Here is a 25,153-nt window from a genome sequence, read left to right as displayed (position 1 = left end):
TCCCGAACGATGCCGACGATTTCGATCTTCTTCGGCATCGTCATCCAGATGTATTGGCGCGATCACAATCCGCCGCATCTGCATGCGATCTACCAGGGACAGGAAGCGCTTTTCGACCTCGCCACGGGCGAGGTCATTGGCGGGGCGTTGCCGAGAAAGGCCGAACGCATCGTGTCCGAGTGGATCGACGCGCGTCGGCCTGCCTTGTTGGACAATTGGGAACGTGGCAGACTTCACCAGCCTTTCAACCAGGTGCCCGGAGCCGACGTCGAATGATTGATATCGTCAAGATCGTCGAAGCAAAGCCCATTGCCGACCACCGGATCGACGTGCGTTTTTCGAACGGCGATGCGGGAGAGGCGGATTTCGGGTGGCTGCTCGATGCTCAGGGCGCGATGGTCGAGCCGCTCGCCGATACATCTGAATTCGCCCGTGTTTTCCTGTCGAACGGCGTTCTGACCTGGCCCAACGGCTTCGATGTGGATTCGATCAATCTGCACAGGGAAATGAAGGAACAGGGCCGCCTCCGCAGATCGGCCGCATAGGCGTATTTCCGCTCTTGTCCGACGGTTGAGTCCGCGGGAAAATTTGCCTTGTTCGTTGCCAAAGACACTGCATCCTGCTGAGTTTCGAACGGAACTGGGCAAGCGAAGCAATGCACCTCTCCGTCCATCACGAAACCGCCTACCGCTATTCCGCGCCGGTGCGGCTCGGAGATCATCTGCTGCGGCTTACACCGCGCGCAGATGATGTCGTCACGCTGTCCCAGTCCATCGAGATCGAGCCCGCGCCGGTGTGGCGGGAGGAGGGGATCGACGGCTTCGGCACGCCGGTCACTCGACTGGGCTTTGCCGGCGAAACCTCGATCCTGAAGATCGTGAGCCGGTTCGACTGCGAGACGTCCGCGCCACCAGCCATCGTGCAGGACCTGCCGCCTTTGCCATGGTCGCAGCCGTCGATGGCCGGCTTTCTGGCTCGCGAGGATGCGCCCTCCGTCGAGGCCTTTGCCAGTGATCTCGCCGCGGCATGCGGCTGGCGGGTCATGCCGTTTCTCGACGGTCTGAACGAGGCGCTGCACGAACGCATCGACCGGCACATCCGGCCGGACGGCGACGCCCACGGGGCAGCCGAGACCTTGCGGCTGGGCCGCGGGGCGTGTCGCGATCTCGCCGTGCTGTTCATGGAGGCCTGCCGCTCGCTCGGCATCCCGGCGCGCTTCGTCAGCGGCTACCAGGCATTTTCCGAGCGGCTCGATGGTCGCCGCCACATGCATGCCTGGCCGGAAGTCTTTCTGCCGGGGGCGGGGTGGCGCGGCTACGATCCGACCCATGGCACGCCCGTCGGCGACGGCCATGTCGGGCTCGCCGCCGCCCCTGACCAGGCCTCGACCATGCCGGTCGAAGGCGGGTTCTGGGGTTCCGACATTTCATCGACGCTGGACTATCGTCTCAAGATCGAGGCAAAACCGTCCTAGGGGCCGTGCAGCGAGAGGATCGCGCGATGACTGCAGGAAGGCCGCCGCAGCTTGGCAAGCTCGATATTGTGAAGATCCTGGCGCGTCGCTTCGGCTACCGCACCTATCTGGAGATCACCACCGGATTGACGGGTGGCATCTACCCGGCTGCGCGCCGGTCCGGGTTCGAGACCTGCCGCCGCATTGTCTATCGCCAGGACGTCAAGCCGGCCGATGACGGTGAGCCGGTCGATTATCCCGTGGGTGGAGAGGACATCGCCGATGCGATCGCGCGCATTCGCGCCGACGGTCCGACCTTCGACGTCATCATGGTCGACGCGCATCACACCTATGCCTGCGCGATCCGCGACATCGCGGCGTCATTCGCGCTTGTCCGCGACGGCGGCGCGCTGGTGGTGCATGATTGCGACCCGCCGGATGCGGATCTTGCCCGGCCGGATTTCGTCGAGGGCCCCTGGTGCGGCGTCACCTACAAGGCCTTCCTCGATTTCGTGCGCGACAATGACGATCTCTTCTATGTCACCGTCGATACCGATTATGGCTGCGGCGTCGTGTTCAAGGGCAGGCGGCGCGGCATTCGGGAATGGCTGGCCCATCGCCGCGCCGGAATGAGGAGCGCAGCCGGGGAACGCGCCCTGACGGCGGCATGGCGCGAGGTCGGCGACGATTTCGCCGCTGCCTTCGCCATGCTTCGCGGCAACAGGAAGCGCCTTTTACGGCTGATGAGCCCGCGCCGCTTCACCTCCGTCTACGGCAAGCCTGCCTGACGGTCAGAGCTTGGTGATGGAGTTGCCGCCGTCGGCGAGCATGGCCGTCCCGGTCACGAAGCTCGATTGGTCGGACAGAAGGAACATCGCCGCGCGCGCGATCTCCTCGGGGTCGGCCATGCGCTTCAGCGCGTGCATCTGCCGTACGGCGTCATGGAACTGCGCGTCGTCGCCGGCCATCTCGGTCATTGTGCCGCCCGGCAGCAACGCGTTGACGCGAATGCCGTCCGCGCCGTGCTCGGTCGCGAGCACCTGGGCGAGGCCGACGAGCCCCGCCTTGGCCGCGGCATAGGCCCCCATGCCGGGCAGGCCGATCGTGTGACCGACGAAGGAGGAGGTGAAGACGATCGAGCCGCCGCCCTGTTGCTTCAGTGCGGGGATCTGATGCTTGGCGGCGAAGAAGGCGCTGTCGAGATTGACCGCCAGTACGGAGCGCCAATTGTCGCGGTCCATCTGCGCGACCGGGCCGAGACGGCCCGTGGTTCCCGCATTGTTGAACGCGCCGTCCAGCCCGCCGAACTCACGGCGTGCGGTGTCCACGAGCCTGGCCGCGAAGGCCTCGTCGCGCACGTCGCCGTCAAGCGCGATCGCCTTGCCGCCCTTGCGGGCGATGTCGGCGGCGACCGCTTCCAGCCGGTCCCTGCGCCGCGCCGCGATCACGAGCCGGGCTCCCTTGGCGGCGAAGATCGCGGCCGCCGCCGCGCCGATGCCGCTGCTGGCGCCGGTGATGATGATCGTCTTGTCTTCCAGTTGCATCGCATGTCTCCCTTGCGTGACTGCACGGGCGCACAGGGAACCCGGAACCATGGCTGCCGACACCCGATTCCTGCCCGAGGCGGCAGCGCAGGGGAGACGCTGTGTTCACCGGAGATGGTCGGCGCTTTTGCCGTTCTTTGGCGCCACCTCTTGCCGGGGTCACGGGCAGGCCACAAATGGGCCGCAAAGACGCCGTCAACGCGATCGTGTCGCCCACGCCCGTCGACGACCCGACCTCATCCCGATATGCAGGCCTTCGATGCATACGGTCCACGAAACGGTAATGATCGGCCATGTCTGAAGACATCCGCTCCAAGGACGCCATTCCGGATGTCGTGCCCGCCCCGCAGGCGGCAGACCCGGCGGATGCGCCTGCGCTGTCGATCGAGATGGCCGGCCCGGATCGTGACGAGCCGTCGCCGGCAGCTTCGCGCCGCCGCGGCGGCTGGGGCGTTCCCGTCTCCGTCGGCGTGCATGCGCTCATCGCCCTGATCCTCGTTTTCGGCCTGCCGCTGCCGCAGGTGGAACCGCAACAGCCGCAGGCCATAGCCGTCGCGCTGGTCCCGCCGCCGGAACCAGAGGCGGCGCCCGAGGAGGAACAGCAGGAAGAGGAGCCTCCGCCGGAAGAGACGCCGGCCGAGGAGGAGCAGACGGAAGAAGAGCAGCCCCAGGAAGAGCAACCCCAGGAAGAGCCCGCTCAGCAACAGGCCAGCGCGGGGGAGGAAGACCAACAGGTGCCCATCCCCACCCTGCGTCCGGTCTTCGAGTTCGGCGAGCAGGATTCCGGGCCCCGCGCCACCGAGGATGGCGGCACGGCGCGCGAGCCGGAGACGCCGCCCGACGAACCCGCTCCGGAAGAGCCCCAGACCGAGGATGCCGGAGAAGCCGAGATCACGCTGGTCGAGCCGCTGCCCGAACTGGAGGAGGCGCGCACGCTCTATTCGGAGGCGGCGACCGGCAGCGTCGTCGCGACCACGGCGATGGCCGGCCTGCCGCGCGGCCTGCGGGCCGGCGAATTGTGCGCCAGCGAGCTGCGCGAACAGTTGCGCCACGCCACGCCGCCGCTCTGGCCCGACATCCTGCCGACCTACCGCCTGCCGGAGGGCACGGTGATGGAGGTGCGCCGCGGCGCCTTCCGGGCGACCGGGCAATGGTACGATCTGAGCTTCCTCTGCGAGGTCGACGAGGACGTCACGCGGGTCGTCTCCTTCGCGCTGCATGTCGGCGCGCCGATCCCGCGCAGCCAATGGGAGAGCCGCGGTTTCCCGGCCTATTGAACTGTGCGCATCGCACGAACACGCTTGGCGCTGAACGGTTCCTCGCTGTATGGGGATGATCCGGGGCAGGATGCGCAGAGACGGGGAGGTTTTCCCAGGTGAAGCGGCGCAATAGGTTCCAATTGGGCTTGCAGGCGGCCGAACGGTTCTTCCGGCTTCGTATCCGCAATCAGGTCATGTCGCGCCTGCGCGGCCTGCGCTTCGCCCATCTGCCCACCTTCATGATCACCGGCACCAAGGGCAAGACGACCACCTCACGCCTTGTCGCAGCGATCCTGACGGAAGCCGGCCATACGGTCGGTCTGGTGACGACCGACGGCGTGTCGGTTGCCGGAAAGGTCGTCGCGACGGGCGATCAGGCCGGCGTTCGCGGCCACAGGATCGTGCTGCGTGACGACCGCGTCACCGCCGCCGTGCTGGAGACGGCGCGCGGCGGGCTGAAGCGCAACGGCCTGTCGATGCGTCCTGTCCGAGCGGCGGCGCTGCTCAATGTCGGCTATGATCACGTCGGCGCCGACGGCATCGCCACCCAGGACGCGATGGCCCGCCTCAAGGCGCGGGTCGCGGACAATGGCCGCCATGTCGTTCTCAACGCCGAGGACGCGCGTTGCCTTGCGCTTGCCGCCCGCTACCGGCCGCAGCGCGTCACCCTGTTCGCCCGCCGGATCACCCACCCCGCGCTGGCCGCGCACGCCGCCGCCGGCGGCCACATCGTCGGCGCCGACGACGCGGATGTCGTCGTCTGGCGCCAGGCGGGACATGAGCCCGTCGTCATCGCGCCGCTCGCCGACATGCCGGTCACCCTTTCCGCGATGTCCGACATGTTCATCGACGACGTACACGCCGCCGCCGCCCTAACCCTGTCGATTGGCGTAGAACCTGCCGCAGTACGGGACGGCCTCGTCGGCTTCCAGGGCGGCCGCGAGCACAATCCCGGTCGGTTGACCTTCTTCAACGGCCATCCGTTTACGCTGGCGGTCGATCGCGGCTTCGAAGCCTCCATCATCGCTAATGCCGCGGGCACCGTGGCCCGTTTCTCTGGAGGCGGCCGGCGCGTCGCCGCCCTGTCCTGCGTCGGCAATCGTCCTGACGAGCATCTGCGCAGGATCGGCGACGTCGCGCGCGAGAATTTCGATCACGTCATCCTCTATGAGGAACCGACCTATCGTCGCGGCCGGGCCGCGGGCGAGATCGCGGGCTTGCTCGCCGAAGGTCTTGACCGATCGGGCTTTCCGCGCAACGCCTGGGAACAGGCCGACGACACGGAGCAGGCTATGGCGCGCGCCATCGCGCTCGGTGAGCCTGGCGGCGTCGTCTTTCTGATGAGCACACGCTCCGACGCGGTCGAACTCGTCGAGCGCATCCTGCGCGACGCCCAGCCGGGCGAGGGCGTTTGAAGTCTTCAGCATGCGATGGCCGATAGAGGCCTCCGCACTTGCGGCAAAATGGCCCAGCGTCACTGACCGCCATGGTAATCGGAACCGACCGGCCCGATATCGCGATCGACCACTTCGCCCGTTCGCAAACCGGAGTTTCGCCGCCCGATGCAATCGCTTGCCAATCTGCTCGACCAGCTTCCCTGGAGCATCGTCATCATCGCCTGCCTGACGCTCGGCCTCGCACCCTTCGTGCCGGAGCCGCATATCTGGGAGAAGCTCAAGATGCTGGCAGCCGGGACGCTGGCAAAGCCGATCGACATCTTCGACCTGCTCATGCATGCGACACCCTTCATCATCGCCGGTCTGAAGCTGGCGGCGCCGCTGGTCGCCGCGAAATAGGGCTCACGGCACCGTCCATGCCTCAGATGTCCTTCAGCATCAGCACGATCCGCCCGTCATAATAGGGCTGGCAAGGGTGCAGCAGCACCGGTCGGGCGTCGGCGATCGCATATCCGAGCCGTTCGTAGAGCCGCACCGCGCCCGTATTCTGCTCATAGGCCTGGATGCTCATTTGCCGAATGCCGGCCGCCGCCGCTTTATCCTCGGCGGCTCGCAGGAGCTTGCTTCCGAGGCCGTATCCGCGTCGGCCGGGCAAGGTGGCGAGTGCGTTCACATAAAAGCTGCCGACGGAGCGGTGCTCCAGTTCGATGAACGGGCGGAAGGCCTCCGGCATGTCAGGCGTTGCGGCCAGGTTGGCGTCGGAGGGGGCGGTGATCTCGTAGCCGAGCATCATCGCTGCGATGTCGCCGTCGCGTTCGGCGACGAGCGCGTTGCGCCAGGAAAACCCGCCGGTGTCGCGCCGCGCGCGTTCCGTGCCGAGTTCGAGCGCTGATTGGCCGTCTTCGGCCATGCCAGACCAGAGCCAGTTGGGAATGCCTTCGCCGGCGATGTCGATGAGCCGCGCCAGGATCGGCGCGTCCTGCGGCGTCGCCGCGCGGATGAGGGGATGGGAATGCATTGTCATGTCGTGTCTCGTCTGAACGCTTCGTTTTGATGCGCCAACCATGCAACGACACGCCATCGGGCGATAGAAAGCCCGTGGTCCAGCAACTGCGAAAAGAATTATCCTTCTAAATCAGTTAGTTGCCTAGAGCGGCGCCCGGCGGTCTGCGGCGAGCCGCCGAATTACTGTACCGGCAGTGCAGTTTTCGACCGGCCTAGACAGCCGGCCGGCGCGCCAGGGCCAGCAGCAGGCCGAAGCCGATCATCATGCCGCCGCTCGTCCGGTTCAGCCAGTCGCCGGCACGCGGGTGCCGGGCGAAGCGGCCAAGATGCCGACCGGCATAGGCATACGCGGCGACAGCGCACATTTCGAACAGGAGGAACAGCCCGCCAAGCAGCGCGAAGCTTGCCATGTAGCGCTCCGCATCGACGAATTGCGGAAAGAAGGCGGTGAAGATGACGATCGCCTTGGGATTGCTGATCCCGACGAGGAATTCCTGCCGGGCGAGGCTGGCGAGAGGTCGGCGCGGCGTCGCGGCCGGATCGGCACCGGTCAAGGTCGACTTCGAGCGCATGATTTTCACGCCGAGCCAGACGAGATAGGCCGCGCCTGCCCATTTCACGACGGAGAACGCCGCCGCCGAGGTCGCCAGCAGCGCACCGAGCCCGACGCCGGTGATCGCGATCAGGGTCGCATAGGCGACCATGCGGCCCAGCGCCGCGGTCGCCGCTCGCCCGACGCCCTCGCGCACGCCATTGGTCAGCGCCAGCAGGTTGCTCGGCCCGAAGGTCATGTTCAGGGCGAAACAGGCGGGAATGAAGACAAGCAGCGTGTCGAGGCTCATGGAGGGGCTCCGAGTGAGACCTGACCGCTATCACGCCGGCACGCGCCGGAAAAGACGGGGCGCGAAGGCCCCGTCCGGTCAGAACGAGCGCGTCAGCCGGATGCCGGTGAAGATGCGCGTCGCACGCTCGGAGGAGAAGCCGGCATAGTCCTGCTCGTCAGGGTTCTGCGGCGCCTTGAAGCTGGTCACGTCCGGCAGGCAGGACCACTCCGCATTCGCACCGATTTTCCATCCCGAGGCGAATTTGTAGGTCGCTGAGGCCGACAGACCTGCGCCGACGGTGAACCCGTCCTTCGAATAGCTGTCGGTCTGGGTCAGCGGCGAGCCGCTCACCTCGGTGTATTGCGAGTAATAGCCTTCGCCGGTGTGGTAGCCCAGATAGAGATCGCCCGACACGGCGAACCGCAGCTTGCCGTCCAACTGCGAGGGCAGGCTCACCCGCGTGCCGAGGCGCATGCCGACATAGCGGTCCTTGGCGTCCAGCTCGTAGCTCTGGTTGTAGCCGGAATAGACCGATCCGCCATAGGTGAGGTCGGTGCGCCCGGAGGCCTCGGTGTCCAGCGTCTCGATGAAGGCGCCGATGCGGTGCTTGATCTTGAAGCCCGCATAGCCGCTGCCGTCGTCCGACGGCGCGGCACCGAACGGGCTTGCGATCTTCAACCCGAGATTGACGCGATGCCAGCTGTTGTTCAATTCGCCATCGGATTGCAGGCCGAAGCCCGGATCGTCGGCGATGACGCCCGTGTTCGGCCCGGGGAGCGGTTGAAGATAGGTGAAGCCGACGGCGGTGACGTCGTCATAGCCCACCATCGGATTGTCGGAATAGCTTTCCTTGCCCCAGGCGCCCTCATAGCCGCCATAGATGTCGAAGCCGCCATAGCTGTCCTTGCGGGTGGCGTCCCGGACGCTGGCGCGGAAATCCAGCTTCATGCCGTCACGTTCGATCCAACTGCCGAAGCGCGCGCCGAAGACTTCCAAGCCCGGTCCCCCGCCCGAAAGCACCTTCGTGCCGCCGCCCACGGAATGGGTGTTTTCTATTCTCGAGTACTGGTAGTCGACGCCGCCGGTGATCCTCAGGCAGGTTTCCGTTCCCGGGATATAGAAAAAGCCGCCGCTATAGGTCTCGCAGATGCGGACATATTCCGCAGTTGTGGCGGCGTCCGGCGGCGGCCCGTCTTGACCCGCCAAGATGCGCGCCAGAATGCCGAAATCGCGATCGACGACTTCCTCGGCCAGCGCCGCGCTCGATACCGTGATCCCCAGCGCTGCAGCCGGAATCGCCGCAGCCAATGCGTAGTGTCTCATCGAGGTCCCCCGCCGCTGATGGTTGCCGATTGGGAGACAAGCGGATTTGGCGGGGTGCTGCGTCATGCATATGCATTACGCATGGTCAATTTGTTGCCGTCCGGCGGCGGGTTTGCGCCGGTGTGTCAGGCAAGCAACATGCGCACGAGTTCGGCCTGGCGGCGTGCGCCGGTCTTTTCCAGCACGCGCTGCATGTGCACACGCGCCGTATTGTTGGAAATGCCGAGCGATTCGGCGTGTTCGGCGACACTGGCGCCTGCAAGCAGGCTTTCGACCAGCCGTGTTTCTGCCGGCGTCAGCCCGTGATCGGCGGCGAAGGTTTCCAGATCGGGCGCCGCGCCGCTGGTCCCGACCCGCGAGACGGTGTCCAGCATTTCCTTGCGCATGGGGTCCGGCAACCAGGTGATGATCTCGCGGACGCGCTCTTCCCACAGGGGCTCCGAGCGCAGCGGCGTGCCATTGAAGTGCAGCTTCGCGAAAAATGCACCCAGTTGGTCGGTCTCTACCAACTTTCCGCCGCTGGTCCGGTCGTCGTCGTCTTTTTTGCCCAATGTCACCCCCGTGCTATTCCTGCCATGAAGCCGATAGGAGAATGGTGCCGTGGCTGTTGCGGGTCAGATTGCCTTACCTCACGACGCTGATAACACATTGAGGGCGCTGGAGGCCCGCGAAATCGCCTTTCGCGTCGGCCGGGCGACCGGTCCGGCTTTGAAGGCGGCCGACACGCTGATGGCGCGCGGCGAGAATCTGATCACAAAATGGTGGCTCGCCCGGCTGATCCGCCGCGCCGTGGCGATCGAGAACGATGCCGCAGCGCTCGCATGGCTTGAGCGCCTGCGCACGGCCACCGCGGACGGCGCCTGGTCCATCCTGCCGGAAGGCGACGGCATCCTGTACATGGCAAGCCACATGTGGCCCGCCCGGTTGCGTCCGGCGACATCGGCCGCGGCCCTTGTTCAAGGCGCACGAGATCCTGCGCAGCCGCTCTTCTTCTATGTCGCTGGTGGCGGGTTCATGCTTCCGCCGACGCCCCGCCAGAAGGCGATCGCCGACGACATCGCCGCCGGTTTCGACGCGGTCGCCGTGATGGGCGAGCACCGCCTTGCGCCCGAAAACCCGTTCCCGCTTCCGGTAGAGGATTTGTGCGACCACTACCTGTCGCTGGTCGGGGAGGGGCATGCGCCATCGCGTATCGTCGTCGGCGGTGATTCCGCTGGCGCGACCCTGCTCCTGTCGATGCTCGTCGAACTGCGCGGACGCGGCGCACCGATGCCCGCCGGCGCGCTCCTGTTCTCGCCCTGGACGGATCTGGCCATGCGTGGCTGGTCCTATGTCACCAAGGGCGTGTCCAGCGACAGTCCGTTCCGCATGGAAACCGCCGCCTTCGCCGCGCGGCTCTATCTGGGCGAGACCTTGCCGACTGACCCGGCGGCCTCGCCGGCCTATGCCGAACTGCAGGGCTTCCCGCCGATCGCGGTCCACTGTAGCCGCCACGACATGCATTTCGACGACGCCGTGCGGCTCGCCGAACAGGCGGATGCGGCCGCCGTACCCGTGCGTGTCAACTATTGGGACAGCCCCCGCCACCACCTCGAACGTTTCCGCTCCCGCCAGGCGCGCCAAAGCATCGCGCTCGCCGCGGGGATCGCGAAGGGCTGGATCGATAGCGGATGCAAGAGATGAACGGGGCACTTGCCGAGGAGCTTGCCAATCGTTGAACTGTCTTGCGGGTGCACCGTTCCCCGTCCGCTTACTCCGCCGCTGCCGGCAATTGCCAGTCGATCGGCGCCATCCCGTGGTCTTCCAGGAAGCGGTTGGTCTGCGAGAAGGGCTTCGAACCGAAGAACCCGTTATGCGCCGACAGTGGCGAGGGGTGCGGCGATTTCAGCACCAGATGGCGGGTGCGGTCGACGAAGGCGGCCTTCCTTTGCGCATAGGAGCCCCACAGGATGAAGACGGCCGGCTGGTCGCGGTCGTTGACGAGCCGGATGACGGCGTCCGTGAAACGCTCCCAGCCCTTGCCCTGATGCGAGGCGGCGCGGTGAGCTTCCACAGTCAGCACCGCGTTCAAGAGCAGCACGCCCTGGTTCGCCCAGGCCTCCAGATTGCCGTGTGTGGCCGGCGCGATGCCCAGATCGTCGCGCAACTCCTTGTAGATGTTGACGAGGGAGGGCGGGATGCGAACGCCGGGCCGCACCGAGAAGCACAGGCCATGCGCCTGACCAGGCCCGTGATAGGGGTCTTGGCCGAGGATCACCACGCGCACCTGGTCGAGTGGCGTTGCGTCGAGCGCGTGGAACCATTCGCCACCGGGCGGAAAGATCTGCTTGCCGGCCGCCTTCTCGGCGACGAGGAAGCGTCTCAGCTCGCCCATATAGAGGCTGTCGAATTCGCCTTGGAGCGGCGTCAGCCAGCTCGAGTTCAGCTTGATCATGCGCCTGGCGATGCCTCGTGCCTGTTGCCCCGGTCGTCGGTGCCGGCAGGCTAACCGACACGGCACGGCTTTGTCAGGCCCGCCGGACGATTTCCCCGGCGAAGCGCTCGAACTCATCCTTCCAGGCGCCGGAGCGCAACTCCCCTTCGGTGGCCGAGAAGGTGGCGAAGGCGGGCGTGCCGGCGGCGTCGGCCATGCGCTGCAGCGTCTTCTGCGCGCCCGATCCGCCCAGCGTCACGAAACAGGCGATCGCCTTGAGTTCGTTCTTGTGAGCGGCAAGGAAGGCAAGCATTGGCGTTGACGGGCGCGACGCCCAGACCGGCGACCCGAGCACGACGATGTCGTAGTCCGCCGGGTCGTGGCTGACAGGCTCGATGGCGGGCAGGATGCCGAGAAAGGCCTCGCGGCCCGATTTCCAGTATTCCCAGAAACCGCGTCTCTTGCGCGGTTCGCGGATTGGGTCGATGTCGGCCCCGAGCTTGTCGGCGAGCGCCTTGGCGACGCCTTCGGTGTGTCCGGTGCGGCTGTAATAGACCACGAGGCATTTGGGCATGGCGGGCGATCTCCTTCAGTCAGGCGAGGCCGACATAGATCTCGGTGACAAGCTGGTCTTCAGGCACGGTTTCCGGGCCGTTGGTGTAGACCTCCCAGGTCGGCGATCCAAGCGGCAGGCCCTCCTGTTCCAGCCAGACCATCAACGCGCCATAGCTTTCCGAGAGCTTCGCATAGGAGCCGTGGTGGGTGAAATGGACCACGCGGCCGGCCGGCGTCACGTCGCCCTTGACTGCGCCGGAGGCTTTCTTCGCGTCTTCGGCCGAGACGAAGAACCCGACGCGGAAATCCACCGTCTCGGGATTGTAGGTGTAATAGACCGACAGCGCGCCGTCCGTTGCGGTCAGGCCGTTCTCCTGCATGAAGCCGAAGACGGTCTGGAAGGCCTTGCCCATGGTCTCGCTAATGGCCGGAGGATCCATCGCGCATGAACAATCCACATAAACATAGGGCCGTTCCTGGACCTCGATCAGCTTGAAATCGGGCATTGCGGCGCTCCACTTTTCCTCGCGTCCCGCAACTGTGAAGGATGCAGCGGCGATGTCGTTGACGATTGTCAGCGTCGCGCCGAAATTGCCGACGGCTGTCGCGCATCAAGGGTGCGGCGTGTGGTTGACAGGCTGCGCGGCATCGCTAGCGTCCGGCCATTCAACCACGAGGCAAGCCCATGAGCCCGGAATTCCTTCTGACCGCCCTGATCGTCGTCGTCGCGCCCGGAACCGGTGTGGTCTACACGCTGGCGGTGGCGCTGGCGCGGGGGCGCATGGCCAGCGTCGCCGCAGCCTTCGGCTGCACCATTGGCATCCTCCCGCACATGCTTGCCGCCATTCTCGGCGTCGCAGCGCTGCTGCATGCCAGCGCCCTTGCGTTCCAAGTGGTGAAATTCGCCGGCGTCGCCTATCTGCTCTGGCTCGCCTGGCAGACCGTGCGCGATCGCGGCGCCCTGAAGATCGAGCCCGGCAATGAGCCGGCCGGCCTGCCGCGCATCGCGGTCACGGGAACCTTGATCAACGTCCTCAACCCGAAGCTCTCGATCTTCTTCCTCGCCTTCCTGCCGCAATTCGTCGATCCGGCCGCCGCCAACGCGCTCGCCGTGATGATCGAACTCTCGGCGGTCTTCATGGCGATGACATTCGTCGTCTTCGTCGGATACGGGTTTGCGGCCGCAGCCGTGCGCGCGCGTGTGCTGGCAAGCACCCGCATCATGGCCTGGATGCGTCGCAGCTTTGCCGCGGCCTTCGTGGCGCTCGGCGCCAAGCTGGCGTTCACGGCACGATGACGCAGACGACGATTACGGTCACGACGGAGGGCCCCGGCCTTTACGAGTTCACCGGCCGGGTGGCCGGTTTCGTTGCCGAATGCGGCGTGCGGGAGGGACTTCTGACCGTCTTCGTGCGTCACACCTCCTGCTCGCTGCTCATCCAGGAGAACGCCGATCCCGATGTCCAGCGTGACCTGGATGCCTTCTTCCGCCGACTCGTGCCGCCGTCGAACGACCCGTCGATGCGCTGGATCACTCACACCACCGAGGGGCCGGACGACATGCCGGCCCACATCAAGGCGGCCCTGACGCAGGTCTCTATCGGCATTCCGGTGGCTGACGGCCGCCTCGCGCTCGGCTCCTGGCAGGGCATCTACCTGTTCGAACATCGCGACCGTCCGCACCGCCGGCAGGTGGTGCTGCATCTGTCAGGATAACGCTTTGTTGACGCAGCGTTGACCGAAACGAGACGTTCAGGTCGGGTTCAGCAGAAAAAGGCCATGGTCCTGACCCAATCCTTGCCATATATCGGCTCAAACCAAACGATTTCGGAGACTGACCCCGATGGCTGACATCTTCCCGACCCGCCGCACCGTATTGCTGACTGCCGCCGCGGCTGGCGCGACCCTCGCTGCCCCGAGCCTCGCCCTTGCCCAGAAAGCGCCGGAGGCCAAGGGCACCGTCGATATGGACGATCTCCTGAAGCCGGGCGTGCTCGAGGATCAGGTGGAAGGCGCCGAGGATGCGCCGATCACTGTCGTGGAATACGCGTCGATGACCTGCAGCCACTGCGCTCATTTCCACGCGACGACGTTTCCGACGATCAAGGAAAACTACATCGACACCGGCAAGGTGCGGTTCATCCTGCGCGAATTCCCGCTCGATCCGCGCGCCGCGGCCGGTTTCATGCTGGCCCGCTGCGCACCGGAAGGCAAGTATTTCGCGATGGTTGACGTGCTGTTCAAGCAGCAGGCGCAATGGGCTTTCGTGCAGAACGCCCGCCCGCCGCTGGAGAACATCGCCAAGCTCGCCGGTTTTACACAGGAGAGCTTCGAGGCCTGCTTGACCAACCAGAAGCTTCTGGATGACATCAATGCCACGCGGGATCGCGCTTCCGACGAGTTTGGCGTCAATGCGACCCCGACGTTCTTCATCAACGGAACCAAGTATTCCGGAGCCCTGACTGTTGACCAGATGTCGGCCATTCTCGACGCACTTGCCTGACGACGGGAATGGATGCCCGCGCGTCATGGTCGCGCGGGTCCGGCATGACGGGCGGGGGCGCTGATGCGCTTTGAGAAGCTCCGCCTTCTGGGGTTCAAGTCCTTCGTCGAACCGACGGAGTTCATCATCGAGAGCGGCCTGACCGGCGTGGTCGGGCCGAATGGCTGCGGCAAGTCCAATCTTGTCGAAGCACTGCGCTGGGTGATGGGGGAGAACTCCTACAAGAACATGCGCGCGTCCGGCATGGACGACGTGATCTTCTCTGGCTCGGGCACGCGTCCGTCGCGCAACACGGCCGAAGTCTCGCTGTTCCTCGACAACACCGACCGCACGGCACCGGCGGCCTTCAATCATGACGACCTGCTGCAGGTCACCCGGCGCATCGAGCGCGAGGCGGGATCCGCCTACAAGATCAACGGCAAGGATGCGCGGGCAAAGGACGTCCAGCTTCTGTTCGCCGACCAGTCCACCGGCGCCCGATCGCCCTCCATGGTCGGACAGGGCCGCATTGGCGAACTGATCCAGGCAAAGCCCCAGGCGCGCCGCGCGCTTCTGGAAGAGGCAGCCGGTATCTCCGGCCTTCATTCTCGCCGCCATGATGCAGAACTGCGCTTGCGTGCCGCCGAAACCAATCTCGAACGTCTCGAAGACGTGGTCGGCGAACTGGAAAGCCAAATCGAGAGCTTGAAGCGACAGGCCCGTCAGGCCAACCGTTTCAAGGGGCTGTCTCGCGACATTCGCGAAGCCGAAGCGACGCTCCTGCATCTAAAATGGACCCTTGCGAAGGCCCAGGAAGCGGACGCCCAGTCGACCCTCGCCAAGGCCACGTCGCTGGTCGGCGAACGGGCACAGCTTCAGATGGAGGCTGCCAAGGTCCAGGCTATCGCGCAGCGCAAACTGCCGGAATTGCGGGAAGCCGAAGCGGCGTCCGCCGCCGCGCTCCAGCGGCTGACAATCGCGCTCAGTCAGCTCGACGAGGACGCGCGCCGGCAGGAGGCGCGCCGCACGGAATTGCAGAGCCGGCTGTCGCAGCTCTCCGCAGACATCGCCCGCGAGGAGGCGATGAAGCAGGAGAACGCCACGGCGATCGGCCGTCTCGACGCTGAAGAGTCAGAACTCTCAGGTCTGGAGGAATCCACCGGCGAGCGCGAGACGGAACTCAAGCGGCTGTTCGAACAGGCGGAAGCCGCTCTCGGTCGCTCCGAGGCCGAACTTGCCCGACTGACTGGTGAACGGGCGGAAGCCGGAGCGCTTCGAACGCAGCTGGAACGCCGCATTCGCGAGACGCGCGAGCGCTCCGACCGGCTGGTCGCGCAGCAGAACCGGCTTGCAGGCGAGTTGGCAGATATCGAGGGCCGCATCAAGACGTTGGCCGATCCGGCCGAAAAGCGTGTGTTGCTGGAAGCTGCCGAAGCCGCCGTGGTGACTGCCGAGCGGGTCGCTGTCGAGGCGGAGCAAGCCGTATCCGCCGCCCGCGAGGCCGAGAGCGCCCGCCAGCCTGCCCTGCAGGACGCAAAGGCGGCTCTCAACCGGCTGGAAGCCGAAGCGCAGACCCTGGCGAAAATGCTCAATGCGGGCGGCAGCAGTCTCTTTCCTGCCGTCGTCGAACAGATGAAGGTCGCCAAGGGCTTCGAGGCCGCGCTCGGTGCCGCGCTGGGCGACGATCTTGATCTTCCTCTCGATTCCAGCGCGCCGGCCTTTTGGGCAGGGATCGCTCCGCTTGAGGACGATCCTGACTTGCCGTCGGGCGTGACATCGCTCGCCGCCCGTGTCGATGCGCCACCGGCATTGCACCGTGCCTTGAACCAGATCGGCATCGTCGACAGCGTCGAGCAGGGCGAGGCGCTCCACGCGACCCTGAAGGCGGGGCAGCGGTTGGTGACCAGGGACGGCGCCCTGTGGCGTTGGGATGGTTACACCGCCCGTGCCGATGCGCCGACACCGGCTGCCCAGCGGCTCGCGCAGAAGAACCGCTTGGCCGAGCTGGACGCCGAGATCGTCGAGGCTACGAAGGCCTTGCGGTCCTGCGAGGCCGACGTCGCCGAACGCAAACAGGCGACCGCTGCTGCTGTCGAGGCGGAGAAGAACGCACGCGAGGCATTGCGCGGTGCCCAGAAGGGGGCGCGAGACGCCCGGGAAGCATTGACGGCCGCCGAACGCGCCACCGGCGAATTGTCGAAGCGCAAGGCCGTGCTCGAGGAGAGCCTCACGCGCGCCAAAGCCGACATCGAGGAAGCGGCCGGAGTCCAGGCGGAGGCCGAAACGGCGTTGGCCGCCGAGCCGGACCTGTCAGCCCTCGACACGGCCGTCGAGAAGCAGTCCGTCATCGTGACGACCGAGCGCGCGGCCTTGACGGAGGCGCGTGCCAATCACCAGTCTTTCGCCCGTGAGCGCGAGTCGCGCCAGCGCCGACTGACCGCCTTGCGGTCCGAGCGCGAGAACTGGCGATCGCGCGGCGCCAATGCCGACAAGCAGATGGGTGTCCTTGCTGCACGACGAGACGAAACCGGCAAGGAATTGGCCGCGCTGGAAGATGCGCCTGACGAGATGCCGTTGCGCCGACGCCAGTTGGTGCGCGAGATCGAGACGGCCGAACAGGCACGCAAGGAAGCAGGCGACAAGCTGGCGCTCGCAGAAACGGCGTCGCGCGAGGCCGACAAGGCGGCGACCGACGCCATTACCGCGCTGTCGGGCGGCCGCGAGGAACGCGCCCGTGCCGAGGAGCGCCTGACCGCATCCGTGGATCGTCGCAAGGAAATCGAGGGCCGCATCCATGAGGCGCTGAACTGCGCCCCGCATGAAGCCGTGAAGCTCTCAGGCCTCGCGCCCGACGCGCCGCCGCCCGATGTCGACAACGTCGAGCGTCGGCTCGAACGCCTCAAGATCGAGCGCGAACGGCTCGGCGCGGTCAATTTGCGCGCAGAGGAAGAGCAGGCCGAACTGATCGAACGTCTGGAGACACTCGTGCGCGAGCGCGACGACGTGATCGAGGCGATCCGCGAATTGCGTGCTGCCATCGGCAGCTTGAACCGCGAGGGCCGCGAGCGGCTTCTGGACGCGTTCGGCGTGGTCGATGAGCATTTCCGTCGGCTGTTCACCCATCTGTTCGGCGGCGGCACGGCGGAATTGCAGCTCATCGAAAGCGACGATCCGCTCGAGGCAGGTCTTGAAATCATCGCCCGTCCGCCCGGCAAGAAGCCGCAGACCATGACGCTGCTATCCGGCGGCGAGCAGGCGCTGACCGCCATGGCGCTGATCTTCGCCGTCTTCCTGACCAATCCGGCGCCGATCTGCGTGCTCGACGAGGTCGACGCCCCGCTCGACGACCACAATGTCGAGCGGTACTGCAATCTGATGGACCAGATGTCCAAGGATACCGACACGCGCTTCGTCATCATCACGCACAACCCGATCACCATGGCGCGCATGGACCGTCTGTTCGGCGTCACCATGGCCGAGCAGGGTGTCTCGCAGCTCGTGTCGGTCGATCTCCAACAGGCCGAGGAACTGCGCGAGGCGGTCTGATCGCCGCGCATCGGTTAACCGCGAATGCTGCACTGCAAAAAAGTTCTCGCGCGGTTCACCCCGAATACGCTATGCAAGGGGCTTCGGTGAGGCGGCATGGAGGATGCCGCGCGTGAAGACCGGGAGAGGAATGGCCGAGGCCGCATGACGAACTGGATTTGTGCTTTCGGAGGAGGAAAGGCGGACGGCAGCGCGCGCGATCGCGATCGGCTGGGCGGAAAAGGCGCCAGCCTCGCGGAGATGGCGCGATTGGGCCTGCCCGTGCCCCCCGGGTTCACCATCGCCACCGACGCCTGCCGACACTACTACGCCCACACCCACACCCTTCCCGACGAATTGCGGCGGGACGCCGATCGCGCGCTCGAGGTGTTGGAACGGCTGACCGGAAAGGCGTTCGGCGGCCAACGCAATCCGCTTCTGGTCTCGGTGCGTTCCGGATCCCGCGAGTCCATGCCCGGCATGCTCGACACCGTCCTCAATCTAGGCCTCAACGATGAAACCGTCGAGGCGCTGGCGGAAGCGAGCGGCAATTCGGCTTTCGCCTACGATTCCTATCGCCGTTTCATCCAGATGTACGCCAATGTCGTCATGGGTCTCGATGTTTCTGTGTTCGAGGACGTGCTCGACGCGGCGAAAGAGAAACGCGGCGTCAGCCGCGACGGCGATCTCGACGCAGCGGACTGGAAGCGGGTGATCGGGGAGTACAAGAGCGCGATCGCTCGTGAACTGGACGAGGAATTCCCGCAAGATCCTCGCGACCAGCTCTGGGCCGCGATCGGCGCCGTCATGCGCAGCTGGATGAACCCGCGCGCGGTGACGTACCGGACGTTGCACAACATCCCGGAAGGCTGGGGCACAGCCGTGACAGTCCAATCCATGGTGTTCGGCAATCTGGGTGAGGGGTCGGCGACCGGCGTGGCCTTCACGCGCGATCCTTCGACCGGAGAGAACCATCTCTACGGCGAGTACCTGCCGAATGCGCAGGGCGAGGACGTCGTCGCCGGATTGCGCACGCCGCATCCCTTGACCAAGGCGCAAGCGGCCGGCACTGGCCTGGTCGCCATGGACGACGCCATGCCGGTCACGTTCCAGGAGCTGAAAGAGGTAGCCCTGCGGCTGGAAAACCATTTCCGCGAGATGCAGGACATCGAATTCACCGTCGAAGCCGGCAAACTATGGCTCCTCCAGACCCGCGACGGAAAGAGGGGGGCTCGGGCTGGGGTTTGTATAGCGGTGGCGATGGCGAACAACGGGTTGATCTCCAAGACCGAGGCGCTCAGGCGGATCGATCCGGCGTCGCTGGAGCAGTTCCTGCACCCGGCGATCAGCCCGGATGTCGAGCGGACCGTCATCGGGCGCGGGCTGGCGGCTTCGCCGGGGGCGGCGACGGGCGAGATCGTGTTCACCTCCGAGGACGCAGTCGAGGCGGCGAGCCAGGGGCGCAAGACCATCCTCGTGCGGCCGGAAACGAGCCCGGAGGACATCCACGGCATGCATGCCGCCCAGGGCATCCTGACGACCCATGGCGGCACGACCAGTCATGCGGCGGTGGTCGCGCGCGGCATGGGCAAGCCCTGCATCTCGGGCGCCGGCGCCATCCGCATCAACACCGAACGCGGCGTGATGCTGACCGGCGGCCGCACGCTGAAGGCCGGCGACATCATCACCATCGACGGCACCGAGGGCCAGGTGCTGCTCGGCGCCCTGCCGACCGTGCAGCCGGAACTGTCCGGCGATTTCGCCACGCTGATGAAATGGGCCGACGAAATCCGCCGCATGACCGTGCGCGCCAATGCCGAGACCCCGGAAGACGCCAAGACGGCGCGCGGCTTCGGCGCGGAGGGCATCGGCCTGTGCCGTACGGAGCGCATGTTCAACGACGAGGACCGCATCCGCGCGGTCCAGAGCTTCATCCTCGCCGACGACGAAGGCGCGCGCGAAGAGGCGCTGGCCGCCATGCAGACGGCGCAGGAGGCCGATTTCCTCGAACTCTTCGAGATCATGCGCGGCCTGCCGGTGACCATCCGCCTGTTCGACCCGCCGCTGCACGAATTCCTGCCGCGCCCGGGCCGCGAACTGGACCACGTCGCCGAGGCGCTCGGCATCGACGCGGAACGCATCCGCCAGAAGGTCGAGGACCTGCACGAGATCAACCCGATGCTCGGCAATCGTGGCGTGCGCCTGGCGATCTGCTATCCCGAGATGATCGAGATGCAGGCGCGCGCGATCTTCAAGGCGGTGATGGAAGCGGGCGAGAAGACCGGCGAAAAGGTCGTGCCGGAAATCATGGTGCCGCTGGTCGCCTATGAGCGCGAACTCAAATTCGTCAAGGACCGCATCGACGTCGTCGCCGACGCGGTGATGAAGGAATGGGGCGGCAAGATCGAGTATCTGGTCGGCACGATGATCGAATTGCCGCGCGCGGCGATCCGCGCCGACAAGATCGCCGAAAGCTCCGAATTCTTCTCATTCGGCACCAACGACCTGACGCAGTCCACCTTCGGCATCTCGCGCGACGACGCGGGCCTCTATCTGAACGAATATCTGCGCAAGGGCGTCATCGATCGCGACCCGTTCATCACCATCGACGTCGAAGGTGTCGGCGAATTCATCCAGATGGCGGCCGAACGCGGCCAGCGCACGCGGCCGGACATCACGCTCGGCATTTGCGGCGAGCATGGCGGCGAACCCGCGTCGATCCATTTCTGTGAGACGGTCGGGCTGCACTACGTGTCGTGCTCGCCCTATCGCGTGCCGGTCGCACGCCTTGCCGCCGCGCAGGCGACGCTCGCCAACGGAACCGGCGAGCGCCCCTGAGAAAGCGCGGTCAGCTCTGCTTGTCGCCGATCCGCAGGAACACGTCCATGAAGGATTCCGCGAAATCGCGGATCTCGGCGCGCATGGCTTCTTCGGGGATGATTTCGATCTCGGCGCCGGAATCGCCCAAGACCGCATAGAGAAGGTCACGGCCGCTGTCGGTCGACAGAACCGCGATGCGCTGTCCCGGCACCTGGTCGAAGGCCGGAAGCTGGAACAGGAAGTCGAACCCGGTGGCGCGTGCGGCCGCCTTGAGACAGTCCTCGAAACCGGCGTCGCGCAGGATGTTCGGATCGATCGCCAGTTCCAGTTCGACGGAATCCAGATCGACGAAGTTCTTCTCGCCAGTGGCGATTTGCGTTCCGGCTCGCTCGATCATGATCGTCTCCAGCGTGTTTGAAGGCTGCATGAGCGCGTTTTCCTTTTCTTCTTCTTGGGCCCGCCAGCGGTCTCTAACTCGCCTGACGGTTTGGCCGCAATTGGGCGGGCCGACATTTCATGGGGCACTTTTTCGATCAGCTTTACACAAAGCGTGTTTTCGCGGTAACGCCGCTGCCATGGCCACTTTGAGAGCGGGACGAAAGCGGAAGCCTCTGACCCTGCGCCCCCTGCCGGAGCGCAGGCGCTCCGTGTCCGCCGGCTGGTCGCTGCGTTTCGCCATTTTCGCGCCCGTCCTGGCGCTGATTTCGCTGCTCGCCCACTACCAGGGATGGGTCGACACGCCGACCTTCTTCAACCTCGTCGCCAGCGCGGTGACGATCGCGCTGGTCGGACTGGTGCTGATCATCATGGCGCTGCACAGCCTGTGGATGCGCGGAACGATGGGCGGACGCCGGGCGATCCTGGCGCTGTTCCTGACCGCCTTCACGCTGGCCCCCTTCGTGCTCGCCGGCGTCGGCTGGGTGTTGCGGCCGCACCAGGCGGATGTCTCGACCGACCTGATCGACCCGCCGCTTCTGGAGGCGGAGGTGCGGGTGACGGACGACAACCCGGCAGCCATCGTCGCCTCGCGGATGCGGGACGGCTACCCGCATCTGGCCGGCCGGCGCTTCAAGGCGCCGCCGGAGGCGATCGAGGAGACGATCCTGACGGCGGCCGCCAACCAGGGCTGGACGCTGGCGTCGCGGCGCGGCCGCATCGGCGCCGATGACGAGCTGATCTTCGAATTCACCTACACGATCCCCGTGCTGGCGATCCCCGGTTCGGTGGTGCTGCGGCTGACGGACGAGGGCGACACCAGCTTCATCGACATGCGCGCACGCACCGATTTCGTGTCCCACGACCTCGGCTGGAACGCCCGCCTGATCGCGCGCTATCTCGACACGCTGGACTTCCAGCTGATCGGCATCGTCGAAGCGTGAGTTCCGCTCAGGCTGGGTAGAAGATGCCTTCGATGGCCGGCGGGCCGTCGGTCTGCACCACGCCCCGGGCGACGAGATCCTCCAGATGCGCCAGCACCGAAAGGCCGGCTGCGCCGTGCAGGCGCGGATCGGTGTCGCGATAGATCTCGCGCACCATCTCGGCGATCGTCCGGCTGCCCTTGCGGACGCGGTCGAGGATCGCCGCCTCGCGCATCTTGCGGTGCGTCCTGAGCGCGCGGACGAAAGGCCCGGGCTTCGTGACGGGGCCGCCATGACCCGGCAGATAGAGGCGGTCGTCGCGTGCCGCGAGCTTCTCCAGCGAGGCCATGTAATCGGACATCGCGCCGTCGGGCGGCGCGACGATGGAGGTCGCCCAGGCCATCACGTGGTCGGCCGAAAAGACGATGCCGGTGCCCTTGACCGCGAAGGCCATGTGATTGGCGGCATGGCCCGGCGTGGCCACCGCCTCGATGGCCCATTCGCCGGTGTCGATGATGTCGCCGTCGGCCAGGCGGATGTCGGGGCGAAACGCGGTGTCGGAGGAGGCGTCGAGCGGATGGACCTCGCCGATATGCAGCGGCCGTGCGGCGCGGTGCGGGCCTTCGGCCGCCGTGACGGCGCCGGATTCCTGCTTCAGCCGCTCGGCGAGCGGCGAATGGTCGGCATGGGTGTGACTGACGAAGATGTGGCTGACCGGTCGACCGCCGATCGCGTCGATCAGCGCGGCGAGATGCGCGTCGTCGACCGGTCCCGGATCGATGACGGCCAGCGTGTCGCGCCCGATGATGTAGCTGTTGGTGCCGTGAAAGGTGAACGGGCTCGGATTGTTGACGGTGACGCGGACGATATTGTCGGCCACGGGCACGGCCTGGCCATGTGCCGGCTCGAAGCGGCGGTCGAATTCGATGTCGGACATGCGTGTCTGGGGATCCCTTTTCACAGGCCGGGCTGCCGGCCGCCTTGCTGATTATCAGCTTCACCGATATAGGCAAGGAAGGCCCATTTTTCCGACGGGCCGGGAAACAGACACTCAACAGGGCATCCGATATGGCAATCTCCCATGCATCCAGACCGTTGATTCACCAGGCGCTGCCGCGCGAGACGCTGACGCGCTATGCCATGTATGCGTTCCTGGCCATCGCCGGCTCGCTGCTGATCGCGGTCGCGGGGCAGGTGAAGGTGCCGATGTGGCCGGTTCCGACCACGATGCAGAGCCTTGCGATCTTCACGATCGCCGCCGTCTACGGCCGCAAGCTCGCGGTTGCCACCCTGCTCGCCTATCTCGCCGAGGGCGCTGCGGGCCTTCCGGTCTTCACCAATGGCGGCGGTCTGGCCTATTTCGCGACGAGCGCGACCACCGGCTACCTGATCGCCTTCGTGCTGGCCGCCGGCCTGACCGGCTGGGCCGCCGATCGCGGCCTGTCGCGCAACCCCTTCGCGCTGGCCGCCACCAACGTCGTCGGCGCCCTGATGATCCTCGTGATCGGCGCGCTGTGGATCGCGTTCCACCCGGCCTACGGCGTCGAGAAGGCCTGGGCATGGGGCGTCGGGCCCTTCATCATCAGCGACATGATCAAGGCGGTTCTCGCCGGCGCGCTGGTTCCCGCGCTCTGGAGCCTCTTCGGGCGAAAATAATATTCCGCCATCGGGCGAATCGAAGCCGCGGCATCGTCCGCGGCTTTTTTTTGCGCTTGCGAACAACGCGAATCCGGGGTCAAAATTAGACCATGTATTCAAAAACCGATTATCCAAGAGATCTCGTCGGATACGGCCGCACGCCGCCCGATCCCAAATGGCCGGGCGGCGCCAAGCTGGCGGTCCAGTTCGTCGTCAATTACGAGGAGGGCGGCGAGAGCAGCATCCTCGACGGCGACCCCGCCTCCGAAAAGCTGCTGTCGGAAATCGTCGGCGCCGACGCATGGCCGGACCAGCGCAATCTCAACATGGAATCGCTCTACGAATACGGCTCGCGCGCCGGGTTCTGGCGCCTGTGGCGGCTGTTTACCGAGCGCTCCATGCCGGTCACGGTCTATGGCGTGACGGTTGCCATGATGCGAAATCCCGACGCGGTCGCCGCCATGAAGGAGGCCGGCTGGGAAATCGCGAGCCACGGCCTGCGCTGGCTGGAATACAAGGATTTCGACGAGGCGACGGAACGCGCCCACATCCACGCGGCGGTGCGCCTGCACACCGAGATCACCGGCGAGCGGCCGCTCGGCATCTACCAGGGCAAGCCCTCCGACAACACGCTGAACATCGTGATGGAGGAGGGCGGTTTCGTCTATTCGGCCGATTCCTACGCCGACGAACTGCCCTATTACGTGGACGGGCCGAACGGGCCGCATCTGATCGTGCCCTATACGCTCGACGTCAACGACATGCGATTCGCGACGCCGCAGGGCTTCAATTCCGGCGACCAGTTCTTCACCTATCTGAAGGACTCCTTCGACCTGCTGCTGGAGGAAGGCCGTGCCGGGGCGCCGAAAATGCTCTCCGTCGGCCTTCATTGCCGCCTTGTCGGCAAACCCGGCCGTGCGGCGGCGCTGGCGCGGTTCCTCGATTACGTGAAGAGCCATGACGACGTCTGGGTCGCCAGGCGCATCGAGATCGCGCGGCACTGGTGGGACACTCACCCGCCGAAGCCGGAGAACGCATGACGGTCGTCCCGCTTACCGTCCGTCCCCTGTCGAAGGACGCGTTCGCGCCTTTCGGCGACGTCGTCGAGACCGAGGGCGCGGAACTGCGGCTCATCAACCAGGGCTCGACCGAGCGCTTCCACGACCTGGCCGGCATCGACGTGACCGACGGGGGCGGGCGCGCCATCGTCAGCGTCTTCCGCGGACAGGCCTTCGCGCCGCCGATCGACATCAAGATGATGGAACGCCATCCGCTTGGCAGCCAGCTGTTCTTCCCGCTCTCGCCACGGCCGTTCCTCGCCGTGGTGGCGGTGGACGAGGACGGCGCGCCGGGGGTGCCGCAGGTCTTCATCTGCCCGCCGGGGAAGGGCGTCAACTACGCCAGGAACACCTGGCATCACCCGCTGCTGTCGCTCGAAGAGGCGAGCGATTTCCTGGTCGTCGACCGGGATGGCGCGGGAAACAATCTGGAGGAGCACGACTATGAGGGCGTCCGCTATCGCATCGACGTCCTTTCCAGTTGAAAGGCGAGCCGAGC

Annotated in this window: 27 protein-coding genes; 17 read left to right on the top strand and 10 right to left on the bottom strand. The window is 66.0% G+C overall.

Going from position 1 to position 25,153, the window contains the following annotated elements; translation table 11 throughout:
* Nucleotides 1–9 precede the first annotated feature (9 nt).
* From MRY80_RS01390 to MRY80_RS01375, 4 genes are all read left to right on the top strand, one after another.
* On the top strand, nt 10–276 hold the full coding sequence (locus MRY80_RS01390) for a DUF4160 domain-containing protein (protein WP_293287151.1): 267 nt from the start codon (nt 10–12) through the stop codon (nt 274–276).
* Nucleotides 273–545 (top strand): DUF2442 domain-containing protein, encoded by a 273-nt coding sequence (locus tag MRY80_RS01385; RefSeq protein ID WP_293287149.1) that lies wholly within the window; start codon nt 273–275, stop codon nt 543–545. Before MRY80_RS01390 ends, MRY80_RS01385 begins: the two co-directional genes overlap by 4 nt.
* Before the next feature lie 110 nt (nt 546–655).
* The gene (locus MRY80_RS01380; RefSeq protein ID WP_293287147.1) at nt 656–1,474 is read left to right on the top strand and encodes a transglutaminase family protein; all 819 of its coding nucleotides are present in this window, start codon (nt 656–658) and stop codon (nt 1,472–1,474) included.
* A 26-nt stretch (nt 1,475–1,500) separates the two neighbouring features.
* The gene (locus tag MRY80_RS01375) at nt 1,501–2,241 is read left to right on the top strand and encodes a class I SAM-dependent methyltransferase (protein WP_293287145.1); all 741 of its coding nucleotides are present in this window, start codon (nt 1,501–1,503) and stop codon (nt 2,239–2,241) included.
* Nucleotides 2,242–2,244: 3 nt separating this feature from the next.
* Here the strand turns inward: MRY80_RS01375 and MRY80_RS01370 are convergent, their stop codons facing one another.
* Nucleotides 2,245–2,997: an SDR family oxidoreductase gene (locus MRY80_RS01370; RefSeq protein ID WP_293287143.1), complete on the bottom strand. Its 753-nt coding sequence runs from the start codon at nt 2,995–2,997 to the stop codon at nt 2,245–2,247.
* A gap of 293 nt (nt 2,998–3,290) precedes the next feature.
* Between MRY80_RS01370 and MRY80_RS01365 the strand changes: the two genes are divergently transcribed.
* The 3 genes from MRY80_RS01365 (at nt 3,291) to MRY80_RS01355 (ending at nt 6,052) form a co-directional block, all read left to right on the top strand.
* The gene (locus MRY80_RS01365) at nt 3,291–4,274 is read left to right on the top strand and encodes a DUF930 domain-containing protein (RefSeq protein ID WP_293287141.1); all 984 of its coding nucleotides are present in this window, start codon (nt 3,291–3,293) and stop codon (nt 4,272–4,274) included.
* A 176-nt stretch (nt 4,275–4,450) separates the two neighbouring features.
* Nucleotides 4,451–5,671, top strand: a complete 1,221-nt coding sequence (locus MRY80_RS01360; protein ID WP_293287139.1) for a Mur ligase family protein — start codon at nt 4,451–4,453, stop codon at nt 5,669–5,671.
* A 147-nt stretch (nt 5,672–5,818) separates the two neighbouring features.
* Nucleotides 5,819–6,052, top strand: coding sequence for a hypothetical protein (locus tag MRY80_RS01355; protein ID WP_293287137.1), 234 nt, complete (start codon nt 5,819–5,821; stop codon nt 6,050–6,052).
* Nucleotides 6,053–6,074: 22 nt separating this feature from the next.
* Here MRY80_RS01355 and MRY80_RS01350 read toward each other — a convergent pair whose 3' ends face one another.
* The 4 genes from MRY80_RS01350 to MRY80_RS01335 form a co-directional block, all read right to left on the bottom strand.
* Entirely contained in the window at nt 6,075–6,677 is a 603-nt protein-coding gene (locus MRY80_RS01350) for a GNAT family N-acetyltransferase (RefSeq protein WP_293287135.1), read from the bottom strand.
* Nucleotides 6,678–6,870: 193 nt separating this feature from the next.
* The gene (locus MRY80_RS01345; RefSeq protein ID WP_293287133.1) at nt 6,871–7,500 is read right to left on the bottom strand and encodes a LysE family translocator; all 630 of its coding nucleotides are present in this window, start codon (nt 7,498–7,500) and stop codon (nt 6,871–6,873) included.
* A 78-nt stretch (nt 7,501–7,578) separates the two neighbouring features.
* Nucleotides 7,579–8,805 (bottom strand): porin, encoded by a 1,227-nt coding sequence (locus MRY80_RS01340; RefSeq protein ID WP_293287131.1) that lies wholly within the window; start codon nt 8,803–8,805, stop codon nt 7,579–7,581.
* Between the two features lie 125 nt (nt 8,806–8,930).
* Nucleotides 8,931–9,356: a helix-turn-helix transcriptional regulator gene (locus MRY80_RS01335; protein ID WP_293287129.1), complete on the bottom strand. Its 426-nt coding sequence runs from the start codon at nt 9,354–9,356 to the stop codon at nt 8,931–8,933.
* 97 nt (nt 9,357–9,453) lie between these two features.
* Here MRY80_RS01335 and MRY80_RS01330 point away from each other — a divergent pair, with 97 nt between their 5' ends.
* On the top strand, nt 9,454–10,488 hold the full coding sequence (locus tag MRY80_RS01330) for an alpha/beta hydrolase fold domain-containing protein (RefSeq protein WP_293287127.1): 1,035 nt from the start codon (nt 9,454–9,456) through the stop codon (nt 10,486–10,488).
* A gap of 67 nt (nt 10,489–10,555) precedes the next feature.
* Here the strand turns inward: MRY80_RS01330 and ung are convergent, their stop codons facing one another.
* The 3 genes from ung to MRY80_RS01315 form a co-directional block, all read right to left on the bottom strand.
* Nucleotides 10,556–11,239 (bottom strand): uracil-DNA glycosylase, encoded by a 684-nt coding sequence (gene ung / locus MRY80_RS01325; RefSeq protein WP_293287125.1) that lies wholly within the window; start codon nt 11,237–11,239, stop codon nt 10,556–10,558.
* Nucleotides 11,240–11,312: 73 nt separating this feature from the next.
* A complete protein-coding gene (locus tag MRY80_RS01320) occupies nt 11,313–11,792 on the bottom strand; it encodes a flavodoxin (RefSeq protein ID WP_293287123.1) in 480 nt (159 codons plus the stop codon).
* 19 nt (nt 11,793–11,811) lie between these two features.
* Nucleotides 11,812–12,279: a GyrI-like domain-containing protein gene (locus tag MRY80_RS01315; protein ID WP_293287121.1), complete on the bottom strand. Its 468-nt coding sequence runs from the start codon at nt 12,277–12,279 to the stop codon at nt 11,812–11,814.
* 179 nt (nt 12,280–12,458) lie between these two features.
* Here MRY80_RS01315 and MRY80_RS01310 point away from each other — a divergent pair, with 179 nt between their 5' ends.
* The 5 genes from MRY80_RS01310 (at nt 12,459) to ppdK (ending at nt 20,618) form a co-directional block, all read left to right on the top strand.
* The gene (locus tag MRY80_RS01310) at nt 12,459–13,070 is read left to right on the top strand and encodes a LysE family translocator (protein WP_293287119.1); all 612 of its coding nucleotides are present in this window, start codon (nt 12,459–12,461) and stop codon (nt 13,068–13,070) included.
* Nucleotides 13,067–13,489 (top strand): secondary thiamine-phosphate synthase enzyme YjbQ, encoded by a 423-nt coding sequence (locus MRY80_RS01305; RefSeq protein ID WP_293287117.1) that lies wholly within the window; start codon nt 13,067–13,069, stop codon nt 13,487–13,489. The genes MRY80_RS01310 and MRY80_RS01305 overlap by 4 nt, the downstream gene beginning before the upstream one ends.
* 127 nt (nt 13,490–13,616) lie before the next feature.
* On the top strand, nt 13,617–14,276 hold the full coding sequence (locus MRY80_RS01300) for a DsbA family protein (protein ID WP_293287115.1): 660 nt from the start codon (nt 13,617–13,619) through the stop codon (nt 14,274–14,276).
* 63 nt (nt 14,277–14,339) lie between these two features.
* Nucleotides 14,340–17,801 (top strand): chromosome segregation protein SMC, encoded by a 3,462-nt coding sequence (gene smc, locus MRY80_RS01295; RefSeq protein ID WP_293287113.1) that lies wholly within the window; start codon nt 14,340–14,342, stop codon nt 17,799–17,801.
* Between the two features lie 144 nt (nt 17,802–17,945).
* Nucleotides 17,946–20,618 carry a pyruvate, phosphate dikinase gene (gene ppdK / locus MRY80_RS01290; protein ID WP_293287111.1) on the top strand — a complete coding sequence of 891 codons (2,673 nt, stop codon included), beginning with the start codon at nt 17,946–17,948 and terminating at the stop codon, nt 20,616–20,618.
* A 10-nt stretch (nt 20,619–20,628) separates the two neighbouring features.
* Here ppdK and MRY80_RS01285 read toward each other — a convergent pair whose 3' ends face one another.
* The gene (locus tag MRY80_RS01285; protein ID WP_293287109.1) at nt 20,629–21,027 is read right to left on the bottom strand and encodes a hypothetical protein; all 399 of its coding nucleotides are present in this window, start codon (nt 21,025–21,027) and stop codon (nt 20,629–20,631) included.
* Nucleotides 21,028–21,247: 220 nt separating this feature from the next.
* Here MRY80_RS01285 and MRY80_RS01280 point away from each other — a divergent pair, with 220 nt between their 5' ends.
* Nucleotides 21,248–21,979: a DUF1499 domain-containing protein gene (locus MRY80_RS01280; RefSeq protein ID WP_293287107.1), complete on the top strand. Its 732-nt coding sequence runs from the start codon at nt 21,248–21,250 to the stop codon at nt 21,977–21,979.
* Nucleotides 21,980–21,986: 7 nt separating this feature from the next.
* Here MRY80_RS01280 and MRY80_RS01275 read toward each other — a convergent pair whose 3' ends face one another.
* Nucleotides 21,987–22,895, bottom strand: coding sequence for an MBL fold metallo-hydrolase (locus MRY80_RS01275; protein WP_293287105.1), 909 nt, complete (start codon nt 22,893–22,895; stop codon nt 21,987–21,989).
* Nucleotides 22,896–23,026: 131 nt separating this feature from the next.
* Between MRY80_RS01275 and MRY80_RS01270 the strand changes: the two genes are divergently transcribed.
* The 3 genes from MRY80_RS01270 (at nt 23,027) to MRY80_RS01260 (ending at nt 25,139) form a co-directional block, all read left to right on the top strand.
* On the top strand, nt 23,027–23,614 hold the full coding sequence (locus tag MRY80_RS01270; protein WP_293287103.1) for a biotin transporter BioY: 588 nt from the start codon (nt 23,027–23,029) through the stop codon (nt 23,612–23,614).
* 92 nt (nt 23,615–23,706) lie between these two features.
* On the top strand, nt 23,707–24,636 hold the full coding sequence (puuE, locus tag MRY80_RS01265; RefSeq protein WP_293287101.1) for an allantoinase PuuE: 930 nt from the start codon (nt 23,707–23,709) through the stop codon (nt 24,634–24,636).
* Nucleotides 24,633–25,139, top strand: a complete 507-nt coding sequence (locus tag MRY80_RS01260) for an ureidoglycolate lyase (RefSeq protein WP_293287100.1) — start codon at nt 24,633–24,635, stop codon at nt 25,137–25,139. The genes puuE and MRY80_RS01260 overlap by 4 nt, the downstream gene beginning before the upstream one ends.
* The last annotated feature ends 14 nt before the right edge of the window (nt 25,140–25,153 follow it).

Origin of the sequence: Oricola sp., assembly GCF_022763245.1 — a bacterium.
Classification (GTDB): Bacteria; Pseudomonadota; Alphaproteobacteria; order Rhizobiales; family Rhizobiaceae; genus Oricola.
The sequence above is the reverse complement of the archived record's forward strand: the minus strand, read 5'-3'. Positions and strand labels throughout refer to the sequence as shown.